Origin of the sequence: Pseudomonas sp. GCM10022186 (assembly GCF_042656385.1) — a bacterium.
Lineage (GTDB): Bacteria > Pseudomonadota > Gammaproteobacteria > Pseudomonadales > Pseudomonadaceae > Metapseudomonas.
On the sequence record NZ_JBHSOU010000028.1, the window covers coordinates 74061 to 99307 of the forward strand.

Here is a 25247-nt window from a genome sequence, read left to right on the forward strand (position 1 = left end):
GCACGCCGGGGCGCTGGGCTGGGTGGCCATGGTTTCCATCGGCTCCCTGTACCACCTGATCCCGAAGGTCTTCGGCCGCGAACAGATGTACAGCCTCGGCCTGATCAACGCGCACTTCTGGCTGGCCACCATCGGCACTGTGCTCTACATCGCCTCCATGTGGGTCAACGGCATCACCCAGGGCCTGATGTGGCGTGCGGTGAACGAGGACGGCACCCTGACCTACTCCTTCGTCGAGGCGCTGGAGGCCAGCCATCCGGGCTTCGTGGTGCGGGTGATCGGTGGCGCCATTTTCCTCAGCGGCATGTTCCTCATGGCCTGGAACACCTGGCGCACCGCACGCGCCTCGAAACCGGCCGAGTACGACGCCATCGCCCAGATCGCCTGAGGAGTCGCCAGATGAAAAAGCATGAAGTCATCGAAAAGAACGTCGGCCTGATGGCGCTGTTCATGGTCCTGGCCGTCAGCATCGGCGGCCTGGTGCAGATCGTGCCGCTGTTCTTCCAGGATGTGACCAACAACCCGGTGGAGGGCATGAAGCCCTACACCGCCCTGCAACTGGAAGGACGCGACATCTACATCCGCGAAGGCTGCGTCGGCTGCCACTCGCAGATGATTCGCCCCTTCCGTGCCGAAACCGAACGTTACGGCCACTACTCCGTCGCCGGTGAGAGCGTCTGGGACCACCCCTTCCTCTGGGGCTCCAAGCGTACCGGTCCGGACCTGGCCCGCGTTGGCGGCCGTTACTCCGACGACTGGCACCGTGCGCACCTCTACAACCCGCGCAACGTAGTGCCGGAATCGAAGATGCCCGCCTACCCCTGGCTGGTGGAGAACAGCCTGGACGGCAAGGACACCGCCGCCAAGCTCCGTGCCATGCAGAAGCTCGGCGTGCCCTACACGGACGAAGACGTCGCCGGCGCCCAGGCGGCGGTCAAGGGCAAGAGCGAGATGGACGCCCTGGTCGCCTACCTGCAAGTGCTGGGCACCAGCCTGAAGAACAAGAGGTAGGGACATGGACATCGGAACACTGCGTGGCATAGGCACCTTCATAGTGTTCGTCGCCTTCATCGGCGTCGTGCTCTGGGCCTATAGCAGCAAGCGCAAGAGCCGCTTCGACGAAGCTGCCAACCTACCCTTCGCCGACGAAGACCGGAACGTTTCCAGGAGCACCCGCGCATGACCACTTTCTGGAGCTGGTACATATCCCTGCTCACCATCTTCACCCTGCTGGCGCTGGTCTGGCTGATCTTCGCCACGCGCAAGGGCGAATCCAAGGGCACCACGGACCAGACCATGGGCCACGCCTTCGACGGTATCGAGGAGTACGACAACCCGCTGCCCAAGTGGTGGTTCATGCTGTTCCTCGGCACCCTGGTGTTCGCCGCCGGCTATCTGGTCATGTACCCGGGCCTGGGCAACTGGAAGGGCCTGTTCCCGGGCTACGCCGACGGCTGGACCCAGGTAGCCCAGTGGCAGCGCGAAGTGAACAAGGCCGAGCAGCAATACGGCCCGATCTTCGCCCGCTATTCGGCCATGTCCATCGAAGAGGTGGCCAAGGACCCACAGGCCCTGAAGATGGGCGGCCGCCTGTTCGCCACCTACTGCTCCATCTGCCACGGCTCGGACGCCAAGGGTGCCCTGGGCTTCCCCAACCTGACCGACAGCAATTGGCGCTGGGGCGGCGAGCCGGAAACCATCAAGGCGTCCATCCTCCACGGCCGCATGGCCGCCATGCCGGCCTGGGGAGAAGTGCTGGGTGACGAAGGCGTGAAGAACGTCGCCGCCTATGTACGCCAGGACCTGGCCGGGCTGAAGCTGCCGGAAGATACCAACGCCGACCTGGAAGCCGGCAAGGCGCTGTTCGCCAGCACCTGCGTCGCCTGCCACGGCGCCGAAGGCAAGGGCACCGCCGCCATGGGCGCACCGGACCTGACCCACCCGGCCGGCTGGATCTACGGCTCGAGCCTGGCCCAACTGCAGCAGACCATCCGTTATGGCCGCAATGGCCAGATGCCAGCCCAACAGGAGTACCTGGGGCAGGACAAGGTCCACGTACTGGCCGCCTATATCTACAGTCTGTCCCACCGTGAACAGGAACTGGCCGCCCAGTAGTGAAGAAGGTGGGGCGGCGCAGGGAAGCGTCGCCCCAACCGTGCAGCCAGGCCCACGGGCCGAACTGCACGCCGCGCAAAACGGCACCCTGAGCCGGGTGCCAGGGGCACAGGGAAGTGTCCACCCCTTCCTTTATATAGTGCGACCCAGTGTCGCACCTCCCCGACCAGTAGCACCCCTCCGCCTTTGACATCGGCTAAGCTGCTCTGCAGTCGCCACTTCGTCACAACTCCAAGGCGATCCTCTCCGTCACGCATCGGATCAGGCTACGACGACTCGTCGAGAACGGCCGGCACCACAGCCGCAAAACCTTGTCCAGAGGGCTCCAGGCCCCGGTTTGTATCGGCTTGTGTCGTTGCAATGGCTACCCTCTTTCTCCATACTTGCCGCCGATTTTTTGTCCCCAAAAAACTCCATTAACCGTGGAACCCCTAGCATGAGCACAGCAATCAGTCAGACTGCTTATAACTATAAGGTGGTCCGCCAGTTCGCCATTATGACGGTGATCTGGGGGGTCATAGGGATGGGTCTAGGCGTGTTCATCGCCGCACAACTCGTGTGGCCGGAACTCAACCTGAACCTGCCCTGGACCTCGTTCGGCCGCCTGCGCCCCCTGCATACCAACGCGGTGATCTTCGCCTTCGGCGGATGCGCCCTGTTCGCCACCTCCTACTATGTGGTGCAGCGCACCTGCCAGGCCCGCCTGGTATCCGACAGTCTGGCCGCCTTCACCTTCTGGGGTTGGCAAGCCGTGATCGTGCTGGCCGTCATCACTCTGCCGCTGGGCTACACCTCCTCCAAGGAGTATGCCGAGCTCGAGTGGCCGGTCGACATCCTCCTGGGTCTCGTCTGGATCACCTACTGCGTCGTCTTCTTCGGCACCATCATCAAGCGCAAGACCAAGCACATCTACGTGGGCAACTGGTTCTTCGGCGCCTTCATCCTGGTGACCGCCATGCTGCACATCGTCAACAGCATGGAAATGCCGGTCTACGCCTTCAAGTCGTACTCCCTGTACTCCGGCGCCACCGACGCCATGATCCAGTGGTGGTACGGCCACAACGCCGTGGGCTTCTTCCTGACCACCGGCTTCCTGGGGATGATGTACTACTTCGTGCCCAAGCAGGCCGAGCGTCCGATCTACTCCTACCGCCTGTCCATCGTGCACTTCTGGGCGCTGATCACCCTGTACATCTGGGCCGGTCCGCACCACCTGCACTACACCGCCCTGCCGGACTGGGCCCAGTCCCTCGGCATGGCCATGTCCCTGATCCTGCTGGCTCCGAGCTGGGGTGGCATGATCAACGGCATGATGAGCCTCTCCGGCGCCTGGCATAAGCTGCGCTCCGACCCCATCCTGCGCTTCCTGGTGGTCTCGCTCGCCTTCTACGGCATGAGCACCTTCGAAGGCCCGATGATGGCCATCAAGACCGTCAACGCCCTCTCCCACTACACCGACTGGACCATCGGCCACGTACACGCCGGCGCGCTCGGCTGGGTCGCCATGATCTCCATCGGCTCCCTGTACCACCTGATCCCGAAGGTCTTCGCCCGTGAGCAGATGCACAGCGTTGGCCTGATCAACGCCCACTTCTGGCTGGCCACCATCGGCACCGTGCTCTACATCGCCTCCATGTGGGTCAACGGCATCACCCAGGGCCTGATGTGGCGCGCGGTGAACGAGGACGGCACCCTCACCTACTCCTTCGTCGAAGCTCTTGAAGCCAGCCACCCGGGCTACCTGGTGCGCATGATCGGCGGCGCCTTCTTCGTGACCGGCATGCTGCTGATGGCCTACAACACCTATCGCACCGTACGTGCTGCCAAGCCGTCTGAATACGACGCCGCTGCGCAGATCCCGCAAGGAGCTCACTAATGAAGCAACACGAATTAGTCGAGAAGAACATCGGCCTGCTGGCGCTGTTCATGGTGATCGCCGTGAGCATCGGCGGCCTGGTGCAGATCGTGCCGCTGTTCTTCCAGGACGTGACTAACAACCCGGTGGAAGGCATGAAGCCGCGCACCGCGCTGGAACTGGAAGGCCGTGACATCTACATCCGCGAAGGCTGCGTCGGCTGCCACTCGCAGATGGTCCGTCCGTTCCGTGCCGAAACCGAGCGTTACGGCCACTACTCCGTCGCCGGCGAGAGCGTCTGGGACCACCCCTTCCTCTGGGGCTCCAAGCGTACCGGTCCGGACCTGGCCCGCGTTGGCGGCCGCTACTCCGACGACTGGCACCGTGCGCACCTCTACAACCCGCGCAACGTAGTGCCGGAATCGAAGATGCCGTCCTACCCCTGGCTGGTTGAGAACAAGCTCGACGGCAAGCACACCGCCGACAAGATGGAAGCTCTGCGCAAGCTGGGCGTGCCCTACACCGACGAAGACATCGCCGGCGCCAAGGCAGCAGTCAAAGGCAAGACCGAAATGGACGCTGTCGTGGCGTACCTGCAAGGTCTGGGCACCGCTATCAAGAACAAACGGTAACGCAAGATGGATATCGGGACTCTCCGCGGCATAGGCACCTTCATTGTCTTCGTCGCCTTCATCGGCGTCGTGCTCTGGGCCTACAGCAGCAAGCGCAAGAGCAGCTTCGACGAAGCCGCCAACCTGCCCTTCGCGGATGAGCCTCCCAAGTCCGCAAAGCGCGACGAGCAAGCTTCTAGGAGTGAGAAAGAATGACTTCGTTCTGGAGTTGGTACGTAACCCTGCTCACCAGCGCCACGCTGGTGGCGCTGACCTGGCTGATCTTCGCCACCCGTCGTGGCCAGCGCCAGGAAAGCACCGAGGAAACCGTCGGCCACGCCTTCGACGGCATCGAGGAATATGACAACCCGCTGCCCAAGTGGTGGTTCATGCTGTTCGTCGGCACCCTGATCTTCGCCGTCGGCTACCTGGTCATGTACCCGGGCATGGGCAACTGGAAAGGCATCTTCCCCGGCTACAACGAAGTGGCCGAAGGCAAGCCGTTCGCCAATGGCCAGACCGGCTGGACCGGTGTGCACCAGTGGGAAAAGGAGATGAACAAGGCCGACGAGCAATACGGCCCGATCTTCGCCAAATACGCCGCCATGCCCATCGAGGAAGTGGCTCAGGATCCGCAGGCCCTGAAAATGGGCGGCCGCATGTTCGCGTCCTACTGCTCCGTGTGCCACGGCTCCGACGCCAAGGGTTCCTATGGCTTCCCGAACCTGACCGACCACGACTGGCGCTGGGGTGGCGAAGCCGCCACCATCAAGACCACCATCATGGGTGGCCGCCAGGGCGTGATGCCGGCCTGGGGTGAAGTCATCGGCGACCAGGGCGTACGCGACGTAGCCGCCTTCCTGCGCGTGGCCCTGCACGGTCGCGAGCTGCCGAAGGACGTGAAGGCCGATCCGGAAGCCGGCAAGGCCATCTTCGCGGCCAACTGCGTGGCTTGCCACGGTGCGGAGGCCAAGGGCACTCCGGCCATGGGCGCACCGGACCTGACCCACCCGAACGCCTTCATCTATGGCAGCAGCTACGCCCAGCTGCAGCAGACCATCCGCTATGGTCGCCAAGGCAGCATGCCGGCCCAGGAGCAAGTCCTCGGCAACGACAAGGTGCACCTGCTGGCTGCCTATGTTTACAGCCTGTCGCTGAAACCTGCTGCAGAAGCTGAAAGCAAGTAATACCCTAGCCCGCCATGCGCGACCTACTGTCGCACATGGCGGGCCGCTATCAGGCGTACCATATGTGGCAGGCAAAAAGACTCCGACCGGCAACGCACTGGTCAGGGCGCCGATAACCGCCGTGGTACGAGACAGATGAGCGAACAGATTCCCGTCAAGAACATCACCCCTCCCCCGGCCAAGGGCGGTGAAACCACCGACCTCTACGCCAGCCGCGAAAAGATCTACACCCGAGCCTTCACCGGCATCTTCCGCAACCTGCGGATGACCGGTGGTGCCTTCCTCTTCCTGCTCTACTTCGGCACCGTCTGGCTCAACTGGAACGACCGCCAGGCCGTCTGGTGGAACCTGCCCGAGCGCAAGTTCTACATCTTCGGCGCCACCTTCTGGCCCCAGGACTTCGTCCTCCTCTCCTGGCTGCTGATCATCTGCGCCTTCGGCCTGTTCTTCATCACCGTATTCGCAGGACGCGTCTGGTGCGGCTACACCTGCCCGCAGAGCGTCTGGACCTGGATCTTCATGTGGTGCGAGAAAGTCACCGAAGGTGACCGCAACCAGCGCATGAAGCTCGACAAGGCCCCCATGAGCGGCCAGAAAGTCCTGCGCAAGTCCGCCAAGCATGGCCTCTGGCTGCTGATCGGCTTCGCCACGGGCATGACCTTCGTCGGCTACTTCACCCCGATCCGCGAACTGGTCATCGAATTCTTCACCGGCGCAGCCAGCGGCTGGGCCTACTTCTGGGTGGGCTTCTTCACCCTCGCCACCTACGGCAACGCCGGCTGGCTGCGCGAGCAGGTGTGCATCTACATGTGTCCCTACGCCCGCTTCCAGAGCGTGATGTTCGACAAGGACACCCTGATCGTCTCCTACGATCCGCGTCGCGGCGAATCCCGCGGCCCGCGCAAGAAAGGCATCGACTACAAGGCCCAGGGCCTGGGCGACTGCATCGACTGCACCATGTGCGTCCAGGTCTGCCCCACCGGCATCGACATCCGCGACGGCCTGCAGATCGAGTGCATCGGCTGCGCCGCCTGCATCGACGCCTGCGACAGCATCATGGAGAAGATGAACTACCCGAAAGGGCTGATCAGCTACACCACCGAGCACAACCTCAACGGCCAGACGACCAAACTGCTGCGTCCGCGCCTGATCGGTTACGCTATCGCCCTGGTCGCCATGATCGGCCTCTTCGCCTACGCCGTTGCCGCCCGCTCCCTGGTGGAACTGGACGTGATCAAGGACCGCGTGCTGTACCGCGAGAACGAGCAGGGCCGGATCGAGAACGTCTACACCCTGAAGATCATGAACAAGTCCCAGGCCGACCAGACCTTCGTCATCGAGGTCGAGGGCCTGGACGGCCTGGTCTACGAAGGCAAGCGCGAAGTCCGCACCGACGCCGGCGAAGTGCTCTCGGTCCCGGTGGAACTGTCCATCGAGCCGGACCAGCTGCCGTCCAGCACCAACAAGATCCTCTTCCGCGTCCACAGCGCGGATGACTCCAGCATCGAGACCGACGCCGACAGCCGTTTCATCGGCCCCAGCGTCCGCTAGCAGAACGGAAGACCCATGCAGTCCGAAACTCCCGGCCCCTGGTACAAGCAGCCCTGGCCCTGGTTCATCCTCGCCATCCTCGGCACCTCGGTGGTGCTCGGCACCACCATGCTGGTGATCGCCAGCAAGAACCCGCCTAGCCTCGTATCCGACAACTATTACGAAGTCGGCAAGGGCATCAACACCTCGCTGGAACGTGAGAACCTCGCCAAGCAGCTCGGCATGCAGGCCAGCCTGCAGCTGGGCGACGCCAGCGGCCAGGTGGAGCTGGAACTGGTGGGCCAGAGCCGCCCGCAGCAACTGGTGCTGAGCCTGCTCTCCCCCACCCAGCCGGAGAAGGACCGCCGTGTCGTGCTCCAGCCCCAGGCCGACGGCCACTACCGCGGCCAGCTGCAGGACCCGGTCAGCGGCCGTCGCTTCGTCGAGCTGATCGGCCAGGAGCAGGGCCAGGACTGGCGCCTGTTCGAGGAAGAGACCCTGGACAAGGGCAGCGTTATCCGCCTCGGCGAATAGCGCATGAGCGCACCGCTTTCCTGCTATCACTGCGGCCTGCCGGTACCGAACGGCAGCCGCTTCGAGGCCCGCGTGCTGGGTGAGACGCGGGCCATGTGCTGTCCGGGTTGCCAGGCGGTGGCCGAGGCCATAGTCGCCGGCGGCCTGGAGGGCTACTACCGCCACCGCAGCGACACCGCCGCCAACCCCGACGCCCTGCCCCGCGAGCTGCCTGACGAGCTGGCCCTCTACGACCGCGCCGAAGTCCAGCAGCCCTTCGTCCAGCACCAGGGCGAACTGAGCGAGACCTGCCTGCTGATCGAGGGCATCAGTTGCGCCGCCTGCGGCTGGCTGATCGAAAAGCACTTGCGGACCTTGCCGGGTGTAGCGGAAGCCAGCCTCAACCTGTCCAACCACCGTCTGCAGGTGCGCTGGGCCGACAGCCAGTTGCCGCTCAGCCAGTTGCTCAAGGAACTGCGCAAGATCGGCTACGCCGGCCACCCCTACAAGGCGGACGAAGCCGCCGAGCGCCTGGCCGCCGAGAACCGCCGCGCCATGCGCCAGCTGGGTGTCGCCGGCCTGCTGTGGATGCAGGTGATGATGGCGGCCATGGCCACCTGGCCGGAGTTCAACATCGACCTGTCGCCGGAACTGGACACCATCCTGCGCTGGGTCAGCCTGTTCCTCACCACTCCGATCGTCTTCTACTGCTGCGGCCAGTTCTTCCGCGGTGCCCTGCGCGACCTGCGCACCCGCCACCTGACCATGGACGTCTCGGTCTCCCTGGCCATAGGCGGCGCCTATGTGGCCGGCATCTGGTCCACGGTCACCGGTATCGGCGAGCTCTACTTCGACGCCGTGGGCATGTTCGCCCTCTTCCTCCTCGCCGGCCGCTACCTGGAACGCCGTGCCCGCGAACGCACCGCCGCCGCCACCGCACAACTGGTCAACCTGCTGCCCGCCTCCTGCCTGCGCCTGGATGCTGCCGGCCATGGCGAGCGCATCCTGCTCAGCGAACTGAAGGTAGGCGATCGCGTACTGGTGCCGCCAGGCGCCCTGCTGCCGGCGGACGGCCGTATCATTGAAGGCCAGTCCAGCGTCGACGAATCCCTGCTCACCGGCGAATACCTGCCGCACCCGCGCGGCGAGGGTGACGTCGTGACCGCCGGCACCCTGAACGTCGAAGGCCCGCTGACCGTCGAGGTCCAGGCCCTTGGCGACGATACTCGCCTCTCCGCCATCGTCCGCCTGCTGGAGCGCGCCCAGGCCGACAAGCCGCGCCTGGCCGAAGTGGCCGACAAGGTGGCGCAGTGGTTCCTGCTGATCGTCCTCGGCGCCGCCGCCATCGTCGGCATCGTCTGGTGGCAGATCGACGCGGACCGCGCCTTCTGGATCGTGCTCTCGCTGCTGGTCGCCACCTGCCCCTGCGCCCTGGCCCTGGCCACCCCCACCGCGCTGACCACCGCCACCGGCAGCCTGCACAAGCTCGGCCTGCTGCTGACCCGCGGCCACGTGCTGGAAGGCCTGAACCAGATCGACACGGTGATCTTCGACAAGACCGGCACCCTTACCGAAGGCCGCCTGACCCTGAGCGCCATCCACGCCCTGGGTCGTCTGGACAAGGACGCCTGCCTGGCGTTGGCCGCCGCCCTGGAGAACCGCTCCGAGCATCCCATCGCCCGCGCCTTCGGCCGTGCGCCGCAAGCCGCCAAGCAGGTGGAAAGCGTGCCGGGCCGTGGCCTGGAGGGCCGGGTCGGCGGACGTCGGTTGCGCATAGGCCAGCCCGGTTTCGTCGCCGAACTCGGCGGCCAGCCGGCACCGGCCATACCCGGCGACCAGGGCCAGTGGCTGCTGCTGGGGGACGAACAGGGGCCGTTGGCCTGGTTCGTCCTCGACGACCGCCTGCGGGAGGACGCCCCTGCCCTGCTCGATGCCTGCCGCGAACGCGGCTGGAAGGTCCTGCTGCTTTCCGGCGACAGCTCGCCCATGGTGGCCGGCATCGCCCGCGAGCTCGGCATCGACGACGCCCGTGGCGGCCTCACCCCGGACGCCAAGCTGGACGTGCTGCGCCAGCTCCACCAGCAGGGCCGCAAGGTGCTGATGCTGGGCGACGGCGTCAACGACGTGCCGGTCCTGGCCGGCGCCGACATCAGCGTCGCGATGGGCAGCGCCACGGACCTGGCCAAGACCAGCGCCGATGCCGTACTGCTGTCCAACCGCCTCGACAGCCTGGTGCAGGCCTTCGCCCTGGCCCGCCGGACGCGCCGCATCATAGTCGAGAACCTGGCCTGGGCGACCTTGTACAATGGCCTGGTGCTGCCCTTCGCCGCCCTCGGCTGGATCACCCCGCTCTGGGCGGCCTTCGGCATGTCAGTCAGCTCGCTGCTGGTGGTTGTGAATGCCTTGCGGCTAGCCAGGAACCAGAAGCTAGAAGCTAGAAGCTAGAAGCTAGAAGCTAGAAGCTAGAAGCTAGAAGCCGGGAGGGTTGGCTTTACCACTTCCAGCTTCAAGCTTCCGGCTTTCAGCCCCCAACGAGATTTCACCATGCCCGCGTTATACATCCTGATCCCCGTCGCCATCGGCCTGGTCGGTTTCGCCATCTGGCTGTTCTTCTGGGCCGTGGACAGCGGCCAGTACGACGACCTCGACGGGCCGGCCCACAGCATCCTCTTCGACGACGAGGACCCCAAGCATCAGGCCGGTATCGCCGAAGCCGAGGGCAAAGACAAGGACAAGCAGGACGACCAGGACGAGCCCCGTGGCTGAACTCACTCCCCTGCTGCTTTCCGCCCTTATCCTCGGCCTGCTCGGCGGCGGCCACTGCCTCGGCATGTGCGGTGGCCTGATGGGTGCCCTGACCCTCGCCATCCCCCCCGAACAGCGCACCCGGCGCCTGCGCCTGCTGCTGGCCTACAACTTCGGTCGCATCCTCAGCTACGCCGCGGCCGGCCTGCTCATCGGCCTCGCCGGCTGGGCCATCGCCAGCAGCCCGGCGGCCATGGCCCTGCGCGTTGTCGCTGCACTGCTGCTGATCTGCATGGGCCTGTACCTCGCCGGCTGGTGGAGCGGCCTGACGCGCATCGAAGCCCTGGGTCAGGGTCTGTGGCGGCATATCCAGCCGGCGGCGCGCAAGCTGCTGCCAGTTTCCAGCCTGCCCCGCGCCCTGCTGCTCGGCGGCCTCTGGGGCTGGCTGCCCTGCGGGCTGGTATACAGTACCCTGCTCTGGGCCGCCAGCCAGGGCTCGGCGGCGGACAGCGCCCTGCTGATGCTGGCCTTCGGCCTCGGCACCCTGCCGGTGCTGATTGCCACGGGCCTGGCCGCCGAACGCCTGACCGCCCTGCTGCGCAAGCGTGGCGTGCGCATCGCCGGCGGCCTGCTGGTGATCCTCTTCGGCCTCTGGACCCTGCCAGGCCCGCACCAGGCCTGGCTGATGGACCACGGTGGGCACGACGGCAGCGCTGCCAGCAACGGACACCAGCACAGCCACTGACGGCTTGATACAAATCAAGGTCGCCCATGCGGGGCCCCCATAGACTCCCTGGCACAGACAGCCGAACCGGGGACTCCCGCATGCTCGACAATATTCGCTGGGACGCGGGCCTGATCCGCCGCTACGACACCCCAGGCCCGCGCTACACCTCCTACCCCACCGCCGTGCAGTTCAACCACAAGGTGGGCTCCTTCGACCTGCTCCACGCCCTGCGCGACAGTCGCAACGCACGCCGCCCTCTGTCCCTCTACGTGCATGTGCCCTTCTGCGCGAACATCTGCTACTACTGCGCCTGCAACAAGGTCATCACCAAAGACCGCGGCCGCGCCCTGCCCTACCTCGAACGCCTGGAACGGGAGATCGAACTGATCGCCTGCCACCTCGACCCGCAGCAGAAGGTCGAGCAGCTGCACTTCGGCGGCGGCACCCCCACCTTCCTCAGCCACGACGAGCTGCGCCGACTCATGGGTCACCTGCGCAAGCACTTCAGCCTGCTGGACGACGATTCCGGCGACTACGGCATCGAGATCGACCCGCGCGAGGCCGACTGGTCCACCATGGGCCTGCTCCGCGAACTGGGCTTCAACCGCGTGAGCCTCGGCGTGCAGGACCTGGACCCGGCGGTGCAGCGCGCCGTCAACCGCATGCAGAGCCTCGAGGAAACCCGCGCCATAGTGGAAGCCGCGCGCACCCTGCAATACCGCTCGCTGAACCTCGACCTGATCTACGGCCTGCCGAAGCAGACGCCGGACAGCTTTGCCCGCACCGTCGACGAGGTTATCGCGCTGCAGCCGGACCGGCTCTCGGTATTCAACTACGCCCACCTGCCGGAACGTTTCATGCCCCAGCGACGCATCCGCAGCGAGGACCTGCCGGCGCCCGGCCAGAAGCTGGAAATGCTCCAGCGCAGCATCGAGCAACTGAGCGCCGCCGGTTATCGCTACATCGGCATGGACCACTTCGCCATGCCCGATGACGAGTTGGCCATCGCCCAGGAAGACGGCCGGCTGCAGCGCAACTTCCAGGGTTACACCACCCACGGCCATTGCGACCTGATCGGCCTGGGGGTTTCCGCCATCAGCCAGATCGGCGACCTCTATTGCCAGAACAGCGCCCAGCTCGGCGAATACCAGAGCGCCCTGGAAAATGGCCTGCTGGCCACCAGCCGGGGGCTTACCTGCGGCGAAGACGACCGCATCCGGCGCGCGGTGATCCAGCAGCTGATCTGCGAATTCGAGCTGGACTTCGCCAGTATCGAAGCCCGCTTCAACATAGAGTTTCGCGGCTATTTCGCGGAGATCTGGCCACAACTCCAGCAAATGGAACGGGACCAGCTGATTGCCCTGAGCGACAACCGCATCGACGTGCTGCCGGCCGGACGCCTGCTGGTGCGCTCCCTGTGCATGCTCTTCGATCACTACCTCGCCGCGCAGAGCCAGCAACGCTTTTCCCGGGTGATCTGAGGGGCCGTCGAGCACCGCGGGCCCGCGCTCGTCCCATGCGACCCGTTGCCGCACCGCCTGGGACCGCGGGCGCAAGGCTCGGGTCTCCCCGCTGAAGCGCAGTCGAACCGGCCCCCGGCCGCGAAAACCTGAGCGACAGGTCAGGCAGGCTTTTTCTGGCTGTTGCCTACACCCTGGGTTAACCTTACGCGTCATGTGTGTTTGCTTTGCAAGGAATGGCTCATGTCCGAAATCATCAAGGTGCGCAACGTCCCCCAGGCCCATTGCAAGGATTGCAGCCTGGCCGCACTCTGCCTGCCCTTGTCGTTGAACATGGAGGACATGGACGCGCTGGACGAGATCGTCAAACGCGGCCGTCCGTTGAAGAAAGGCGAACTCCTGTTCCGCCAGGGCGATGCCTTCGGCTCCGTCTTCGCGGTGCGCTCGGGCGCCCTCAAGACCTTCACCGTCACCGACTCCGGTGAAGAGCAGATCACCGGTTTCCACCTGCCCAGCGAGCTGGTGGGCCTCTCCGGCATGGATACCGAGCTCTACCCGGTGACCGCCCAGGCCCTGGAAACCACCTCGGTGTGCGAAATCCCCTTCGAGCGCCTGGACGAGCTCTCGGTCCAGCTGCCACAGCTGCGCCGCCAGCTGATGCGGGTCATGAGCCGGGAAATCCGCGACGATCAGCAGATGATGCTGCTGCTGTCGAAGAAGACCGCCGACGAGCGCATCGCCACCTTCCTGGTCAACCTCTCGGCACGCTTCCGCGCCCGTGGTTTCTCCGCCAACCAGTTCCGCCTGGCCATGTCGCGCAACGAGATCGGCAACTACCTGGGCCTGGCGGTGGAAACCGTTTCCCGCGTCTTCACCCGCTTCCAGCAGGCCAACCTGATCGCCGCCGAGGGCAAGGAAGTGCACATCCTCGACCCCATCGAGCTCTGTGCCATGGCGGGCGGCAGCATCGAAAGCTGATTTCCGCGACAAACCACGTAGGAGCCGGCCCCGACGATGATCTTCGACGACTTTTCCATCAAGACCCTGATCCGCCCGGTCCCGGACTTCCCCAAGCCCGGCGTGGTGTTTCGCGACATCACCCCCCTGTTCCAGTCGCCCCGAGCCCTGCGCCTGGTGGCTGACAGCTTCATCCAGCGTTACGTCGAAGCCGATTTCAGCCATATCGGCGCCATGGACGCCCGCGGCTTCCTGATCGGCTCGATCATCGCCTACGAACTCAACAAGCCCCTGGTGCTGTTCCGCAAGCAGGGCAAGTTGCCGGCCGAGGTGCTCTCCGAGCCCTACCAGACCGAGTACGGCGAAGCCTTCCTCGAGGTGCACAGCGACAGCCTCCGCGATGGCGACAAGGTGCTGATCTTCGATGACCTGATCGCCACCGGCGGCACCCTGCTGGCCGCCGCCCGCCTGGTGCGGCGCCTGGGCGCCAGCGTGTACGAGGCCGCCGCCATCATCGACCTGCCGGAGCTCGGCGGTTCCGAGCGCCTGGCCGAAGCCGGCATCCCCAGCTTCTGCCTGACCGCTTTCGCCCTCGACGAGCGTTGAGCCCGATGCGGGTCCGCGCCGGCGGGCCCGCCCCAACCGAAGCACAGCCGCCCTGGCCGGGTTACACCCTTTCCAGCAGGCGTTACCCCTCGCCCCACCCCGCTGCGCGATCACCCGCCGAAAGTTGGCGTCCAGGCCCTCGCGCCCGCTTCCGCGATCCTCAATAGTTACATCGACTGATGGCACGGTTGTCCGTGCCGCCGATGACGACAACGCATGGCTCCCCGAGCCCGAGAGGATTTCCGCATGTCAGCCAGCGCCGTACTGCCCAAGGCCAACTTTCCCGTTCGCCGCATGGATTTCAGCTTCGCGTCGACCCAGAAGTACTGGTGGAGCGGCGATCCCTTCATGACCCATTTCATGAACAACCTTTCCTCGCTCTTCCCCTATGGCGAGAAGTTCTTCGTCGACAGCGTGCGTGCGGTACGCGACCAGGTCAGCGACCCGCAGCTGCAGAAGGACATCAGCGCCTTCATCGGCCAGGAAGCCATGCACTCCAAGGAGCACGCTACCTACAACGACTATGCCGCCGAGCACGGTATCGACCTCGAGCGCCTGGAACTGCGCATCAAGGTGCTGCTGGAGTGGGTCACCCGCTTCACCACCCGCAAGCAGCGCCTGGCCGCCACCTGCGCACTGGAACACTTCACCGCCACCATGGCCGAGCAACTGCTGCGCCGCGAAGACATCAACACCCAGATGGACGACCCGAAGATGTACCAGCTGTGGATGTGGCACGCCATCGAGGAGAACGAGCACAAGGCGGTCTGCTACGACGCCTACAACGCCATCGGTGGCGGCTACCTGATCCGCACCGTCACCATGGTCCTCACCACCTTCCTGTTCTTCGGCGTGGTCATGGGCTTCCAGGTCCACCTGATGCGCAAGGACGGCCAGCTGTTCAACTGGCGCAGCTGGGCGCGCGGCCTGAAGACCCTGCTCGGTCCGCGCAACGGCTATTTCCCGAAGATGATCAAGCCCTACCTGGACTACTACCGCCCCGGATTCCACCCCTTCGACCACGAAACCAAGGGGCTGGAAAAACGCTGGAAGGAGCGCCTGGGGTTCACTGGCTGAGCCTCGATCGATGGGTTTCGTACCTCAACCCATCCTACGCAAGCCTGTAGGGGCGAATTCATTCGCCAAGGGCAACGCAGTTGCCCCCGGGGAATCCACTGGCAGACCTGCGGTCTGCTTGGCGAATGAATTGGCTATGTCTGCATTAGCTGTTGCAGGACCGAATAGAAGTCTCTAGTACGGGGCTTTCAGGTCTCCGCACCAGTCTGACACCTCCCTCTCCCCCGGCCCCCGCCCTGCGCCCCTGCCTGATCGCTTCGCGCTCAGGCGTTCATCGGCACCGGAAGCGGTGCTTCCGAAAGCGTGCCTCTTCACCCCTGAAGAGGAGAGGGGTGACTCGCGCCGGCGAGGCACAAACAATCCTGAAGCCACCAGCAGCCTGAACCTGTGCAGCAGAGGTGGGGCGGCGCCTCCACCCCGTCAGGAGGCCGAGCGGAATCGTTGCAGAGGGGGACGAGCGGCATGGATGCCGCGAGAGGCGTGCGGGGCCATGGATGGTCCCTCACGCCGGGCCCCCGGCGCAACGATGGAGCGAGGGAAACGCAGTAACAGCCGAAGGCTGGTCACCCGGCGAAGCCGGGCCGGATGCAGGGGCAAGCGCTTTGGTTCCTTTCTGTGGTGCGGCATCCCGACGTTTGAGAAAGGGACTCGCCCAGGAGGGCGAAACAGGGACTCGCCGCCCGTTCGATAATCAGCTTGGCTCAGGACGTTCTAGCAACATTTAACGCCGACATCGCCAATGAATTCGCTCCTACAGGGAATCGACGCCCGCCCGCAGGTTCGGCCGGGCCTCTGCCTCACCCCTCGTCGAAATACTCCGCAAAGAACCCGTCCAGCTCCCCCTCGTAGCTATCCAGGGAATACAGGGTATCCGCCGCCAGCAGGTCCAGCAGGATCAGGCCGTTGAGGCTGGAATCCTCCTCGGCGGCGGCGCGCAGGCGCTCGGCCATGCCCAGGTTGACCAGGCGCAGGTTGCGGTACAGGTCGCGCAGCCCGTCCATCGCCCAGTCCGGCTCCAACCCGCGCTCCTGCCGCAGGTGCTGGCCCAGCAGGTAGGTGCCGAGGGAGCGATAGAGGGTTTCGGCCGAGGTGCTGAAGGGCCAGTGGAACCAGGCCATGGCCCGCAGCATCCGCGTATGGGGGCAGCCGCTGGTGGCCCCGAGCAGCCCCAGCAAGGAGCCCAGTGCCCGCTGCAGGGTGGTCTGCTGGCGGATTTCCCGGCCACGCCAGAACACCGTCACCAGCACCTCCTGATAGGAGGGCGAGTGCGCCAGCACCGCCACCGGCCGCGCCAGAGCTCGGGCGAAGGGGCAGTCGTGGACCTCGGCCGCCTTCAGCGGGCAATGCCCGCACTGCCGGAACCCCAGCCGCGCCCAATCCGGTCCGGTTTCCGCGCCTGCCGCAGCCACCGGCGCACTCAGGTCCACCTCATGTACCCAGAGGCGGCCATCGGGGAAACGGAATTCGTAGCGAACCGGCATCTCAGCCTTTTGCTCCAGCCCCATGGTCTACCCTTGCCCCTGTGAAAAGGAATTTTCGACAGTAACCCAGGCGACTTTCGACAGCATTCAGACGCCTGAAATCTGACATACACTTCGTACAACAAAGTCGGATAAGCGCCAAAATTCAACCCAGCCAACCGTTCCACAGCGAAAAAAGCGGGCGACATCATGGACAGCAGCCCTTTGGATCTTGCCGGAGCCCTGGTTGAACAGATCGAGGTGGGGGTCATCATCCTCGACCGGAACCTGGGCATCCTCCACTGGAACGACTTCGTCAGCCAGCACAGCGGCAAGTCCCTCGCGTCGGCGCTGGGGCAGCCGCTGACCGGCGTGTTCCCGGAAGCCGACACCCCACGCCTGGGCAAGATGGTGGCCAAGGCCCGCGAACAGGGTCTGCATGCCTACACCCACTGGCGCGAAAACCCCTATCTGATCCAGCTGTCCCACAGCCCCGAAGGCCAGGTGACGCCACTGCGCCTGCAGAGCACGCTGCTCTTCCCGTTCGACTGCCGGGGCGAACCCTGTTTCGGCCTGCTGCTCTACGACACCACCGAGTTCGCCCGCAACCACGAGCAGTTGGCCTCCGCCCTCAACGCCCTGGGCAGCAAGCAACAGGAGCAGGAACAGCTGATCCGCAAGCTGGAGAAGGCCAACGCCCAGCTGCTGCAGTCGGAAAAGCTCGCCGCCATCGGCCAGTTGGCGGCCGGTGTGGCCCACGAGATCAACAACCCTATCGGTTATGTCTTCTCCAACCTCAAGACCCTCACCGGTTACGTCAACGACCTGCTGCGCATAGTCGACGCCGTGGACGGGGTCGGCAGCCTGGAAGAGCTGCAGCAGCTCAAGCGCAGCCTGGAGTACGACTACATCCGCAACGACGTCGAAGCCCTGATCCACGAGTCCGAGGATGGTATCGAACGGGTGAAGAAGATCATCACCGCCCTCAAGGACTTCTCCCACATCGAGGAAGAGGAGTACCGCGCCGCCGACCTGCACAGGGGCTTCGACAGCACCCTCAACCTGGTCAACAACGAGCTCAAGTACAAGGCCGAGGTGGTGCGCGAGTACGGCGACCTGCCGCTGGTGGAATGCATCCCCTCGCAGATCAACCAGGTGGTGATGAACCTGCTGATCAATGCCGCCCATGCCATCGAGAGCTTCGGCCGCATCACCCTGCGCAGCGGCCATCAGGGCGACTGGGCCTGGCTGGAGGTGGAGGACGACGGCAAGGGCATAGAGCCGGCCATCCTCCACCGCATCTACGAGCCCTTTTTCACCACCAAACCGGTGGGAAAAGGCACCGGCCTGGGCCTGGCGCTTTCCTACAACATCGTGCAAAAGCACGGCGGCCGCATCGAAGTCTTCAGCCGCCCCGGCCACGGCGCCCGCTTCCGCGTCTGGCTGCCCCTGCGCCAGCCCAGGCTCGACGAGGCGCCCGCATGAGCGAGGCCCTGCGCCAGCCCACCCTGCTGCTGGTGGATGACGAAGAGCATATCCTCGGCGCCTTGCGCCGGGTGTTGCGTGACGAGTCCTACGAGCTGCTCACGGCCCCCGGCGGCGGTGCCGCCCTGGCGCTGCTGGCCGAACGCGAAGTGGACCTGGTGATCTCCGATGCGCGCATGCCCGGCCTCGATGGCCCGGGCCCGCAACCTCCAGGCGGAAAGCGGCATGCTCCTGCTCAATGCCGGCAAACAGCCCAGCCGCAACCTGATCGACAAGCTCATCGCCTTCGAGTCCAGCGAAGGCGCGCGTTACCTCGTTCAAGTCCGCCTCCCCGAGGCCGACACGAGCACGGCTAAGGAGTAGCCCCGATGATCAAGATCCAGCTGGTGGACGACGAACCCCACATTCTCAGCGCCCTGCAACGCCTGCTGCGCCCCCGGGACTGGGACCTGCACCCCTTCGACAACCCCGAGACCGCGCTGGCCGCCCTGGCCGAGCATCGCTACGCCGTGATCGTCTGCGACCTCAGCATGCCCGAGCTGGATGGCCTCACCTACCTGCAGTTCGCCCGCCAGCGCCAGCCCGACGCCCTGCGCCTGCTGCTCAGCGCCCACGGCGACCGCTCGACCCTGATGCAGGCGATCAACCGTGCCGAGGTCTACCGCTTTCTCTCCAAGCCCTGGGAGAACTACGAGATAGAAAGCGCCTTGCAGGCCGCCGTCGACCTGTACCAGCTACGGGATGAAAACCGGCGCCTGCTGGAACAGGTGCGCGGCCAGCAGGACACCCTTGAGCGCCAGCGCCGCGAGCTCCTGCGCCTGGAGGCCGAGCACCCGGGGCTGACCCGCGTGCGCCGCGATACCGACGGCGCCGTGATACTGGAGAGCTATGACCTGGATGACTGACCCCGGGCATCCAGGACAGCCTCAGCCATCGGAACGGCGCGACGCCATGGCCAAGCACAATCGCAACCTCGGCTACCAGGCCTACCTGCACTGCCTGGCCTTCGCCCTCATGGGCCTGGGCGGCATCAGCCTGGCGGCCTTCCTGACCGAGGCCAGCCCGGCCCGCTACGAACTGGTCCTGGTACCCGACAGCGCCCTGATCACCCTGCTCGCCGGCGCCGCCGTGCTGGGCGCCACCCGCGGCTTGCGCCGCCTCTCGCTGCTGGCCGGCCTGGCGCTGATCGTCCTGGCCGGCTACAGCCTCGGACACAACGTCCTGGCCGGCGGCAGCGACCATGGCCGCTCGCTGGTCAGCGGCTACTGGCGCGTGCGCAGCGAGCTGGCGATTGTCGCCAGTCTGTTCGGCCTGGCCATGCTGCTGGCAGTGACCCGCCAGGGCGGGCGCTGGCTCAGCCAGCTCTGCGGGATAACCCTGATCGGCCTGGCACTGGCCTCCCAGGTTTCGCTGCTGGACCCCGGCCACGACCTGCCGCGCTTCGCCTTCCGCCCGGAGTCCGGGCACATCGCCAACCTCTTCATCGTCTTGCTCGGCGCCGGCGTGCTGATGCTCTGCGCCCTGTCCGAAGAACAGCGACAGCAGCTCGACCGGCGTGCCGCGATCACCGGCCTGCTCGGCGCCCTGGCCACCTGCATCGGCTGGTTTCTCCTCAGCCTCAACGAAATCACCACCCTCAACGCCCACAGCCACCAGTTGCTGCTGCGCGCCCAGGCGGCCATCGAAAACACCCTGACCGTGCGCCTGCAGCTGATGCAGCGCATCGCCGAGCGCTGGCAGAGCCTGGGCAGCCTGCCGTCGGACAGCCTCTGGCAGCAGGAAGCCGACAGTTACCTGCGCGATTTTCCCAACATCAAGCTGATCGCCGTACTTGACGCTGAGTTGAAGCCGCTCCGCCAACGGGGACGGAACCGGCAGGCCGACGACTGGCTGGCGCGCTTCCTCGCCCAGTCCTCACTCCACGACTGGCTGGCACAGGTACGCCTCGGCAGCGGCGCGCAGATGAGTCCCGCGCAGAGTTTCAGCGCCGAGGACAACAGCACCCTGGTGGCCACGCCCCTGCGGTTCAGGGGGCAGCCCACGGCCCTGCTGGTGGCCAGCCTGGACGTCGGCGCCACCCTCGACCGGCAGCTGGCCGAGGATCTCGACGGTTTCGTGCTGGAGGTTTTCGAAGGCCCCAAACGCATCTACGAATCCAGCATGGGCGACGAGGGGCACAGCCTGCTCCCGGTGGGCGAACAGCGTGCCGACCTCGGCCCCGAGGGGCGCTGGCGCATGCGCACCTTCCAGGCACTGCCCCAGAGCGATCGCACCGCCACCTTGCTGCCGCCGCTGTTCATGCTGTTCGGCCTCGGCTTCACCTTCCTGCTGATGGTCAGCCAGAGCTTTTCCCGGCTGGCCATCGAGCGCAGCCAGCGCCTGCGCGAAAGCAATCGCGAACTGGAACTGAGCCTGCAGCACCAGGCGCGCCTGCAGCTACAGAACCAGCGGATCATGGACCACTCCATGGACGTGCTCTGCTCCATAGACGAGACCGAGCGCTTCACCCAGGTCAGCCCCTCCTGCCACAGCGTGCTCGGCTACCGGCCCGAGGAGCTGATCGGCCGCCGCTACATCGAATTCGTCCTGGCCGAGGACCGCGAGCGCACCCGCAGCGACATCCAGGCCATCATCCACGGCGAATCCTGGGATGCCGTGCGCAACCGCTGCCAGCGCAAGGACGGCAGCGTGGTCCACCTGCTCTGGTCCGCCGGCTGGTCGGAAGGCGAACGCACCCTGTTCGCCGTGGCCCACGACATCACCAGCCTGGTCCGTCATGAAGCCTATTCCGAGGATCAGCGGGACATCCTCAGCATGATCTCCACCGACCAGCCGCTGATGGACATTCTCAAGGCCATCTGCCTGATGAGCGAGACCCTTGAGCCCACCGCCCTTTGCTCGGTGCTGCTGGTGGACGGCGAACGGAAGCGCCTGCGCCTGGGTGCCGCGCCGAGCCTGCCGGACGGGTTCGTCCAGGCACTGGACGGCCTGCCCGTCGGGCCGCTGGCCGGCGCCTGCGGCACCGCCGTGTTCCGTCGGCAGATGGTGGTGAGCCAGGACATCAGCGAAGACCCGCTCTGGCGTGACCAGCGCGACCTCGCCCTTCGTCACGGCCTGCGCGCCTGTTGGGCCATTCCGCTGATATCCCACCACGGCGACGTGCTCGGCACCTTCGCCGTCCACCTGCGCCAGCCTTGTACACCGGACGACGAGGCGCTGCAGCTGATCGGCACCGCCGGCCAGCTGGCCGCCATCGCCATCGAGCGCCAGCACGACCGACTGCGCCTGCAGGAAAGCGAACAGCGCTATCGCTCGCTGTTCACCTTCAACCCCGACCCGGTGTTCTCCTTCGACCGCGACGGGCGCTTCGTCAGCCTCAACCAGGCGGGCTGCGAGCTGATCGGCTACAACGCTGCGGAGCTCCTCGGCCACCCCTTCTCCCGCCTGGTACGGGAGGAAGAGGCCGAGCGCGTGCGTCAGCACTTCCGCGCGGTGCTCGACGGCCAGGCCCAACGCCACGAAGTGCGCTGCCGCAACCGCGATGGAGAACTGCTGGAACTGGACTTCACCAACCTGCCGATCGTGGTCGAGGGGCATATAGTCGGGGGCTTCGGCATCGCCAAGGACATCAGTGAACGCAACCGCATGACCCGTGCGCTGCAGCAGACGCTGACCCAGTCCGAACGCAAGGCGCAACTGCTGCGCGGACTCAGCGAAACCGCCCTGCGCATCGGCGGCATCCTCGACACCCGCGCCTTGCTGGACTTCATGTGCGAACAGCTGCGTCTGCTGGTGGGCACCCATATGTCACTGCTCGACCTGGCCGACGGCGCGGGCCTGGGCGCGGTGTCCCTGTCCGCGAAGTACCAGGCCTGGCACACGCCGTACACGCCCGCCGAAGGTCCCACCCTCCATGCCCGTGCCTGGGCCGGGAACCAGCCGGTGCTCCTGGCCCGCGCCGAGCTCGAAGCCCCCGGCGATCAGGACAGTGGCCAGCTGCCCCTGCAAGGCTGGCTGGCCGTCCCGCTGATCGACCATGGCGGTCACAACCTCGGCCTGATCCAGCTCTCCGACAAGTTCGACGGCGATTTCGACGAGGACGACCTGGCCATAGCCCAGCAGTTCGCGCAGATGGCGGTGGCGGCGCTGGAGAACATCCGCCTGGTGCAGCAGGTGCTCTCCGGTGAACAGCGCCTGCAGGAACAGCTGGATTTCACCTCGGCCATCACCGACAGCGTCGGCGAAGGACTGCTGGCGGTGGACCGCCAGGGCCGGCTGACCTTCGTCAACCCGGCGGGCGCCGAGCTGCTCGGGCGACCTGTCGAGGGCCTGCTCGGCCAGGCGCTGGTCGACCACCTGCCACTGGACCTCTACAGCGCCCCGGCCCCCGGCACACGCCATGGCGAAGTGAGCCTGGGCGGCGACCGCCACATCGCCTATGACTGCGCGCCCCTGCTGCACGCCCAGACCCTCGGCGGCTGGGTCATCGCCTTCCGCGACATCAGCCGCGCCAAGGAGTCCGAGAAGCAGCTGCGCATCCTCCAGCGCAGTATCGAGGCCAGTTACAACGGCGCGCTGATCTGCGACGCCACTGTCCCCGATCTGCCGATCATCTACGTCAACCCGTCCTTCGAGCGCATCACCGGCTACCCCGCGGAGGAAGCCCTGGGCCGCAACTGCCGCTTTCTCCAGGGGGCCGACCGGGAACAGGCGGGCATCGCCGAGATCCGCCATGCGATCTCGGAAAAGCGCGAAGTGCATGTGGTGCTGCGCAATTTCCGCAAGGACGGCACGCCCTTCTGGAACGACCTCTACATCGCCCCGGTTCCCGACGAGAACGGCGAGATCACCCACTTCATCGGCGTACAGAACGACATCTCCGAGCAGAAGCGGGTGGAGTCCGAACTGGCCTACAACGCCAGCCACGACGTGCTCACCGGCCTGCCCAACCGCTCTCTGCTGGAAGATCGCCTGCGCCAGGGCTGCCAGATCAGCCAGCGCTACCAGCGCAAGCTGGCGGTGATGTTCATCGACCTCGATGGCTTCAAGCCGATCAACGACTCCATGGGCCACGGCATCGGCGACCAGATACTGGTGGAAGTGGCGCGGCGGCTGGCGCAGCAGGTACGCCCCGGCGACACGGTGGCGCGCCTGGGGGGCGACGAGTTCATCCTGATCCTGCCTGACCTCGCCCGCGAGGAAGACGTGCTGCAGGTGGCCGAGCGCGTCATCGACTGCATCGCCCGGCCCTACCCGATCGCCGGCAGCGAGCTGCACATCACCGCCAGCATGGGCATCGCCCTGAGTGAACAGGGCATGCAGCAGCCCATGCAGCTGATCCAGCAGGCGGACCTGGCCATGTACAAGGCCAAGCAGCACGGACGCAATTGCTACCAGTGGTACACCACCGACCTGGAACAGAAGGTCAGCGAACGGGTGACCCTGCGCAACGAACTGCAGAAGGCCATCGAGGCCAATGCCTTCATGCTTTACTACCAGCCGCAGATCGACGGCCGCAACGGCCGGGTCACCGGCTACGAAGCCCTGCTGCGCTGGCATCACCCGCTGTTGGGCTTCATCTCCCCGTCGCAGTTCGTACCGGTCGCCGAAGACACCGGGCAGATCATCCCGCTCAGCGAATGGGTACTGGCCACCGCCTGCCGCGACTGCCGCGAACTGCTCGACCGCGGCATGAGCGCAACCGTGGTGGCGGTGAACATCTCGGCGGTGCACTTCCAGCGCAATATCTTCGTCGACAGCGTGCGACGCATCCTCGAAGAGACCCGGCTGCCGGCCGAGATGCTGGAACTGGAGATCACCGAGACCGTGCTGCTGGACAACGCCGAGCGCGCCATCGCCACCCTGCAGGCGCTCAAGGCCCTGGGCGTGCGCCTGTCCATCGATGATTTCGGCACCGGCTTCTCCAGCCTCAACTACCTGAAGCGCCTGCCCATCGACAAGGTGAAGATCGACCGCGCCTTCGTCCAGGAAATCATCAGCGACCACCACGACGCCGCCATCACCCAGGGCATCATCTCCATGGCCCACCACCTGCGCCTGCGGGTGATCGCCGAAGGGGTGGAAAGCGAGTCGCAGTTCGCCTTCCTCAAGAAAAGCCACTGCGACGAGTTCCAGGGCTACTACTTCGCCCGCCCGATGCCCTTCGAGCAGCTGGAGCAATTCCTCCACGAACACCACAAGAGCCCCGCCGCCTACCTGGAAACCCGCGCGGGAACCGGCAATACCCAGACCCTGCTGCTGCTCGACGACGAGGAGAACATCCTCCGCGCCCTGACTCGCGTGCTACGCCGCGACGGCTACCAGATCCTCACCGCCACCCGCGCCCAGGACGCCTTCGCCCAGCTGGCCAAGCACGATATCCAGGTGATCCTCTCCGACCAGCGCATGCCGGAAATGAATGGCACCGAGTTCCTCAGCCGGGTCAAGGACCTCTACCCCGACACCATCCGCATCGTGCTGTCCGGCTACACCGACCTGAAATCCGTCACCGATGCCATCAACCAGGGCGCCATCTACAAGTTCCTCACCAAGCCCTGGGACGACGACCAGCTACGCGCCGTGATCGCCCAGGCCTTCCTCCACCACAGCCTGGCCAAGGCCAAGGCCAGGGAAGAGAGCGCGGTGGTGGAACAGGGTGAAGGCTGAAAGCTGGAAGCTGGAAGCTGGAAGCTGGAGGCTGGAAGCTGGAGGCTGGAGGCTGGAGGCTGGAAGCTGGAAGCTGGAAGCTGGAGGCTGGAGGCTGGAGGCTGGAGGCTGGAGGCTGGAGGCTGGAGGCTGGAAGCTGGAAGCTGGAAGCTGGAAGCTGGAAGCTGGAAGCTGGAAGCTGGAGGCTGGAGGCTGGAGGCTGGAGGCTGGAGGCTGGAGGCTGGAGGCTGGAGGCTGGAGGCTGGAGGCTGGA

At 65.6% G+C, this 25247-nt stretch carries 23 protein-coding genes and 1 pseudogene; 23 read left to right on the top strand and 1 reads right to left on the bottom strand.

The features are described 5' to 3' along the window. The 17 genes from ACFPU0_RS12390 to ACFPU0_RS12470 all read left to right on the top strand — a co-directional run. Positions 1-388 (top strand): cbb3-type cytochrome c oxidase subunit I (locus ACFPU0_RS12390; RefSeq protein WP_377693301.1); only part of this gene is annotated, 388 nt, incomplete at its 5' end. An 11-nt stretch (positions 389-399) separates the two neighbouring features. Next, positions 400-1011: a cytochrome-c oxidase, cbb3-type subunit II gene (gene ccoO, locus ACFPU0_RS12395; protein ID WP_377693302.1), complete on the top strand. Its 612-nt coding sequence runs from the start codon at positions 400-402 to the stop codon at positions 1009-1011. Between the two features lie 4 nt (positions 1012-1015). After that, positions 1016-1183, top strand: coding sequence for a cbb3-type cytochrome oxidase subunit 3 (locus tag ACFPU0_RS12400; RefSeq protein WP_377693303.1), 168 nt, complete (start codon positions 1016-1018; stop codon positions 1181-1183). After that, on the top strand, positions 1180-2115 hold the full coding sequence (gene ccoP / locus ACFPU0_RS12405; RefSeq protein ID WP_377693304.1) for a cytochrome-c oxidase, cbb3-type subunit III: 936 nt from the start codon (positions 1180-1182) through the stop codon (positions 2113-2115). Before ACFPU0_RS12400 ends, ccoP (ACFPU0_RS12405) begins: the two co-directional genes overlap by 4 nt. A gap of 436 nt (positions 2116-2551) precedes the next feature. Continuing rightward, positions 2552-3991 (top strand): cytochrome-c oxidase, cbb3-type subunit I, encoded by a 1440-nt coding sequence (gene ccoN, locus ACFPU0_RS12410; protein WP_377693305.1) that lies wholly within the window; start codon positions 2552-2554, stop codon positions 3989-3991. Further along, positions 3991-4602 carry a cytochrome-c oxidase, cbb3-type subunit II gene (gene ccoO, locus ACFPU0_RS12415; RefSeq protein WP_377693307.1) on the top strand — a complete coding sequence of 204 codons (612 nt, stop codon included), beginning with the start codon at positions 3991-3993 and terminating at the stop codon, positions 4600-4602. The genes ccoN and ccoO (ACFPU0_RS12415) overlap by 1 nt, the downstream gene beginning before the upstream one ends. Positions 4603-4608: 6 nt before the next feature. After that, positions 4609-4797, top strand: a complete 189-nt coding sequence (locus tag ACFPU0_RS12420; protein WP_377693308.1) for a cbb3-type cytochrome oxidase subunit 3 — start codon at positions 4609-4611, stop codon at positions 4795-4797. Next, positions 4794-5768: a cytochrome-c oxidase, cbb3-type subunit III gene (gene ccoP / locus ACFPU0_RS12425; RefSeq protein ID WP_377693309.1), complete on the top strand. Its 975-nt coding sequence runs from the start codon at positions 4794-4796 to the stop codon at positions 5766-5768. The genes ACFPU0_RS12420 and ccoP (ACFPU0_RS12425) overlap by 4 nt, the downstream gene beginning before the upstream one ends. A gap of 135 nt (positions 5769-5903) precedes the next feature. Next, on the top strand, positions 5904-7319 hold the full coding sequence (gene ccoG / locus ACFPU0_RS12430; protein ID WP_377693310.1) for a cytochrome c oxidase accessory protein CcoG: 1416 nt from the start codon (positions 5904-5906) through the stop codon (positions 7317-7319). Positions 7320-7334: 15 nt separating this feature from the next. Continuing rightward, the gene (locus ACFPU0_RS12435; protein WP_377693311.1) at positions 7335-7832 is read left to right on the top strand and encodes a FixH family protein; all 498 of its coding nucleotides are present in this window, start codon (positions 7335-7337) and stop codon (positions 7830-7832) included. Between the two features lie 3 nt (positions 7833-7835). Beyond that, entirely contained in the window at positions 7836-10256 is a 2421-nt protein-coding gene (locus ACFPU0_RS12440; protein ID WP_377693312.1) for a heavy metal translocating P-type ATPase, read from the top strand. Between the two features lie 99 nt (positions 10257-10355). Continuing rightward, complete coding sequence (ccoS, locus tag ACFPU0_RS12445; RefSeq protein WP_377693313.1) at positions 10356-10577, top strand: cbb3-type cytochrome oxidase assembly protein CcoS; 222 nt, start codon at positions 10356-10358, stop codon at positions 10575-10577. Next, positions 10570-11301 (top strand): sulfite exporter TauE/SafE family protein, encoded by a 732-nt coding sequence (locus ACFPU0_RS12450; protein ID WP_377693315.1) that lies wholly within the window; start codon positions 10570-10572, stop codon positions 11299-11301. Before ccoS ends, ACFPU0_RS12450 begins: the two co-directional genes overlap by 8 nt. 80 nt (positions 11302-11381) lie before the next feature. After that, positions 11382-12764 (top strand): oxygen-independent coproporphyrinogen III oxidase, encoded by a 1383-nt coding sequence (gene hemN, locus ACFPU0_RS12455; protein WP_377693317.1) that lies wholly within the window; start codon positions 11382-11384, stop codon positions 12762-12764. A gap of 222 nt (positions 12765-12986) precedes the next feature. Next, complete coding sequence (gene fnr, locus ACFPU0_RS12460) at positions 12987-13721, top strand: fumarate/nitrate reduction transcriptional regulator Fnr (RefSeq protein WP_377693319.1); 735 nt, start codon at positions 12987-12989, stop codon at positions 13719-13721. A gap of 36 nt (positions 13722-13757) precedes the next feature. Further along, a complete protein-coding gene (locus ACFPU0_RS12465; RefSeq protein WP_377693320.1) occupies positions 13758-14306 on the top strand; it encodes an adenine phosphoribosyltransferase in 549 nt (182 codons plus the stop codon). Positions 14307-14552: 246 nt separating this feature from the next. After that, positions 14553-15383, top strand: a complete 831-nt coding sequence (locus ACFPU0_RS12470; protein ID WP_377693321.1) for a metal-dependent hydrolase — start codon at positions 14553-14555, stop codon at positions 15381-15383. Between the two features lie 797 nt (positions 15384-16180). Here the strand turns inward: ACFPU0_RS12470 and ACFPU0_RS12475 are convergent. Then, positions 16181-16864, bottom strand: coding sequence for a DUF6901 family protein (locus tag ACFPU0_RS12475; protein ID WP_377693322.1), 684 nt, complete (start codon positions 16862-16864; stop codon positions 16181-16183). 189 nt (positions 16865-17053) lie between these two features. On the opposite strand from ACFPU0_RS12475, the gene ACFPU0_RS12480 reads away from it, so the two are divergent. The 6 genes and pseudogenes from ACFPU0_RS12480 to ACFPU0_RS12505 all read left to right on the top strand — a co-directional run. Then, positions 17054-18328, top strand: a complete 1275-nt coding sequence (locus ACFPU0_RS12480) for an ATP-binding protein (RefSeq protein WP_377693324.1) — start codon at positions 17054-17056, stop codon at positions 18326-18328. After that, positions 18325-18462, top strand: a pseudogene (locus tag ACFPU0_RS12485) (two-component system response regulator); the annotation flags it as partial. The gene ACFPU0_RS12480 and the pseudogene ACFPU0_RS12485, both read left to right, overlap by 4 nt. A 34-nt stretch (positions 18463-18496) precedes the next feature. Continuing rightward, on the top strand, positions 18497-18691 hold the full coding sequence (locus ACFPU0_RS12490) for a hypothetical protein (RefSeq protein ID WP_377693508.1): 195 nt from the start codon (positions 18497-18499) through the stop codon (positions 18689-18691). Between the two features lie 5 nt (positions 18692-18696). Continuing rightward, positions 18697-19233, top strand: a complete 537-nt coding sequence (locus ACFPU0_RS12495) for a response regulator (protein WP_377693326.1) — start codon at positions 18697-18699, stop codon at positions 19231-19233. Positions 19234-19279: 46 nt separating this feature from the next. Beyond that, the gene (locus ACFPU0_RS12500; protein WP_377693328.1) at positions 19280-24994 is read left to right on the top strand and encodes an EAL domain-containing protein; all 5715 of its coding nucleotides are present in this window, start codon (positions 19280-19282) and stop codon (positions 24992-24994) included. Continuing rightward, the coding region (locus tag ACFPU0_RS12505) for a hypothetical protein (RefSeq protein WP_377693330.1) at positions 24984-25247 on the top strand (264 nt) is incomplete at its 3' end. The genes ACFPU0_RS12500 and ACFPU0_RS12505, both read left to right, overlap by 11 nt.

What these genes read in the sequence shown, in the direction of transcription:
- ccoS (WP_377693313.1), top strand. Translation starts at nt 10,356, where the DNA reads ATGCCCGCGTTATACATCCTGATCCCCGTCGCCATCGGCCTGGTCGGT.
- ACFPU0_RS12420 (WP_377693308.1), top strand. Translation starts at nt 4,609, where the DNA reads ATGGATATCGGGACTCTCCGCGGCATAGGCACCTTCATTGTCTTCGTC.
- fnr (WP_377693319.1), top strand. Translation starts at nt 12,987, where the DNA reads ATGTCCGAAATCATCAAGGTGCGCAACGTCCCCCAGGCCCATTGCAAG.
- ACFPU0_RS12490 (WP_377693508.1), top strand. Translation starts at nt 18,497, where the DNA reads ATGCGCGCATGCCCGGCCTCGATGGCCCGGGCCCGCAACCTCCAGGCG.
- ccoO (WP_377693302.1), top strand. Translation starts at nt 400, where the DNA reads ATGAAAAAGCATGAAGTCATCGAAAAGAACGTCGGCCTGATGGCGCTG.
- ACFPU0_RS12470 (WP_377693321.1), top strand. Translation starts at nt 14,553, where the DNA reads ATGTCAGCCAGCGCCGTACTGCCCAAGGCCAACTTTCCCGTTCGCCGC.
- ccoG (WP_377693310.1), top strand. Translation starts at nt 5,904, where the DNA reads ATGAGCGAACAGATTCCCGTCAAGAACATCACCCCTCCCCCGGCCAAG.
- ACFPU0_RS12495 (WP_377693326.1), top strand. Translation starts at nt 18,697, where the DNA reads ATGATCAAGATCCAGCTGGTGGACGACGAACCCCACATTCTCAGCGCC.
- ACFPU0_RS12465 (WP_377693320.1), top strand. Translation starts at nt 13,758, where the DNA reads ATGATCTTCGACGACTTTTCCATCAAGACCCTGATCCGCCCGGTCCCG.
- ACFPU0_RS12500 (WP_377693328.1), top strand. Translation starts at nt 19,280, where the DNA reads ATGGCCAAGCACAATCGCAACCTCGGCTACCAGGCCTACCTGCACTGC.
- ACFPU0_RS12400 (WP_377693303.1), top strand. Translation starts at nt 1,016, where the DNA reads ATGGACATCGGAACACTGCGTGGCATAGGCACCTTCATAGTGTTCGTC.
- hemN (WP_377693317.1), top strand. Translation starts at nt 11,382, where the DNA reads ATGCTCGACAATATTCGCTGGGACGCGGGCCTGATCCGCCGCTACGAC.
- ACFPU0_RS12480 (WP_377693324.1), top strand. Translation starts at nt 17,054, where the DNA reads ATGGACAGCAGCCCTTTGGATCTTGCCGGAGCCCTGGTTGAACAGATC.
- ccoN (WP_377693305.1), top strand. Translation starts at nt 2,552, where the DNA reads ATGAGCACAGCAATCAGTCAGACTGCTTATAACTATAAGGTGGTCCGC.
- ccoP (WP_377693304.1), top strand. Translation starts at nt 1,180, where the DNA reads ATGACCACTTTCTGGAGCTGGTACATATCCCTGCTCACCATCTTCACC.
- ACFPU0_RS12475 (WP_377693322.1), bottom strand. Translation starts at nt 16,864, where the DNA reads ATGCCGGTTCGCTACGAATTCCGTTTCCCCGATGGCCGCCTCTGGGTA.
- ACFPU0_RS12440 (WP_377693312.1), top strand. Translation starts at nt 7,836, where the DNA reads ATGAGCGCACCGCTTTCCTGCTATCACTGCGGCCTGCCGGTACCGAAC.
- ccoO (WP_377693307.1), top strand. Translation starts at nt 3,991, where the DNA reads ATGAAGCAACACGAATTAGTCGAGAAGAACATCGGCCTGCTGGCGCTG.
- ccoP (WP_377693309.1), top strand. Translation starts at nt 4,794, where the DNA reads ATGACTTCGTTCTGGAGTTGGTACGTAACCCTGCTCACCAGCGCCACG.
- ACFPU0_RS12435 (WP_377693311.1), top strand. Translation starts at nt 7,335, where the DNA reads ATGCAGTCCGAAACTCCCGGCCCCTGGTACAAGCAGCCCTGGCCCTGG.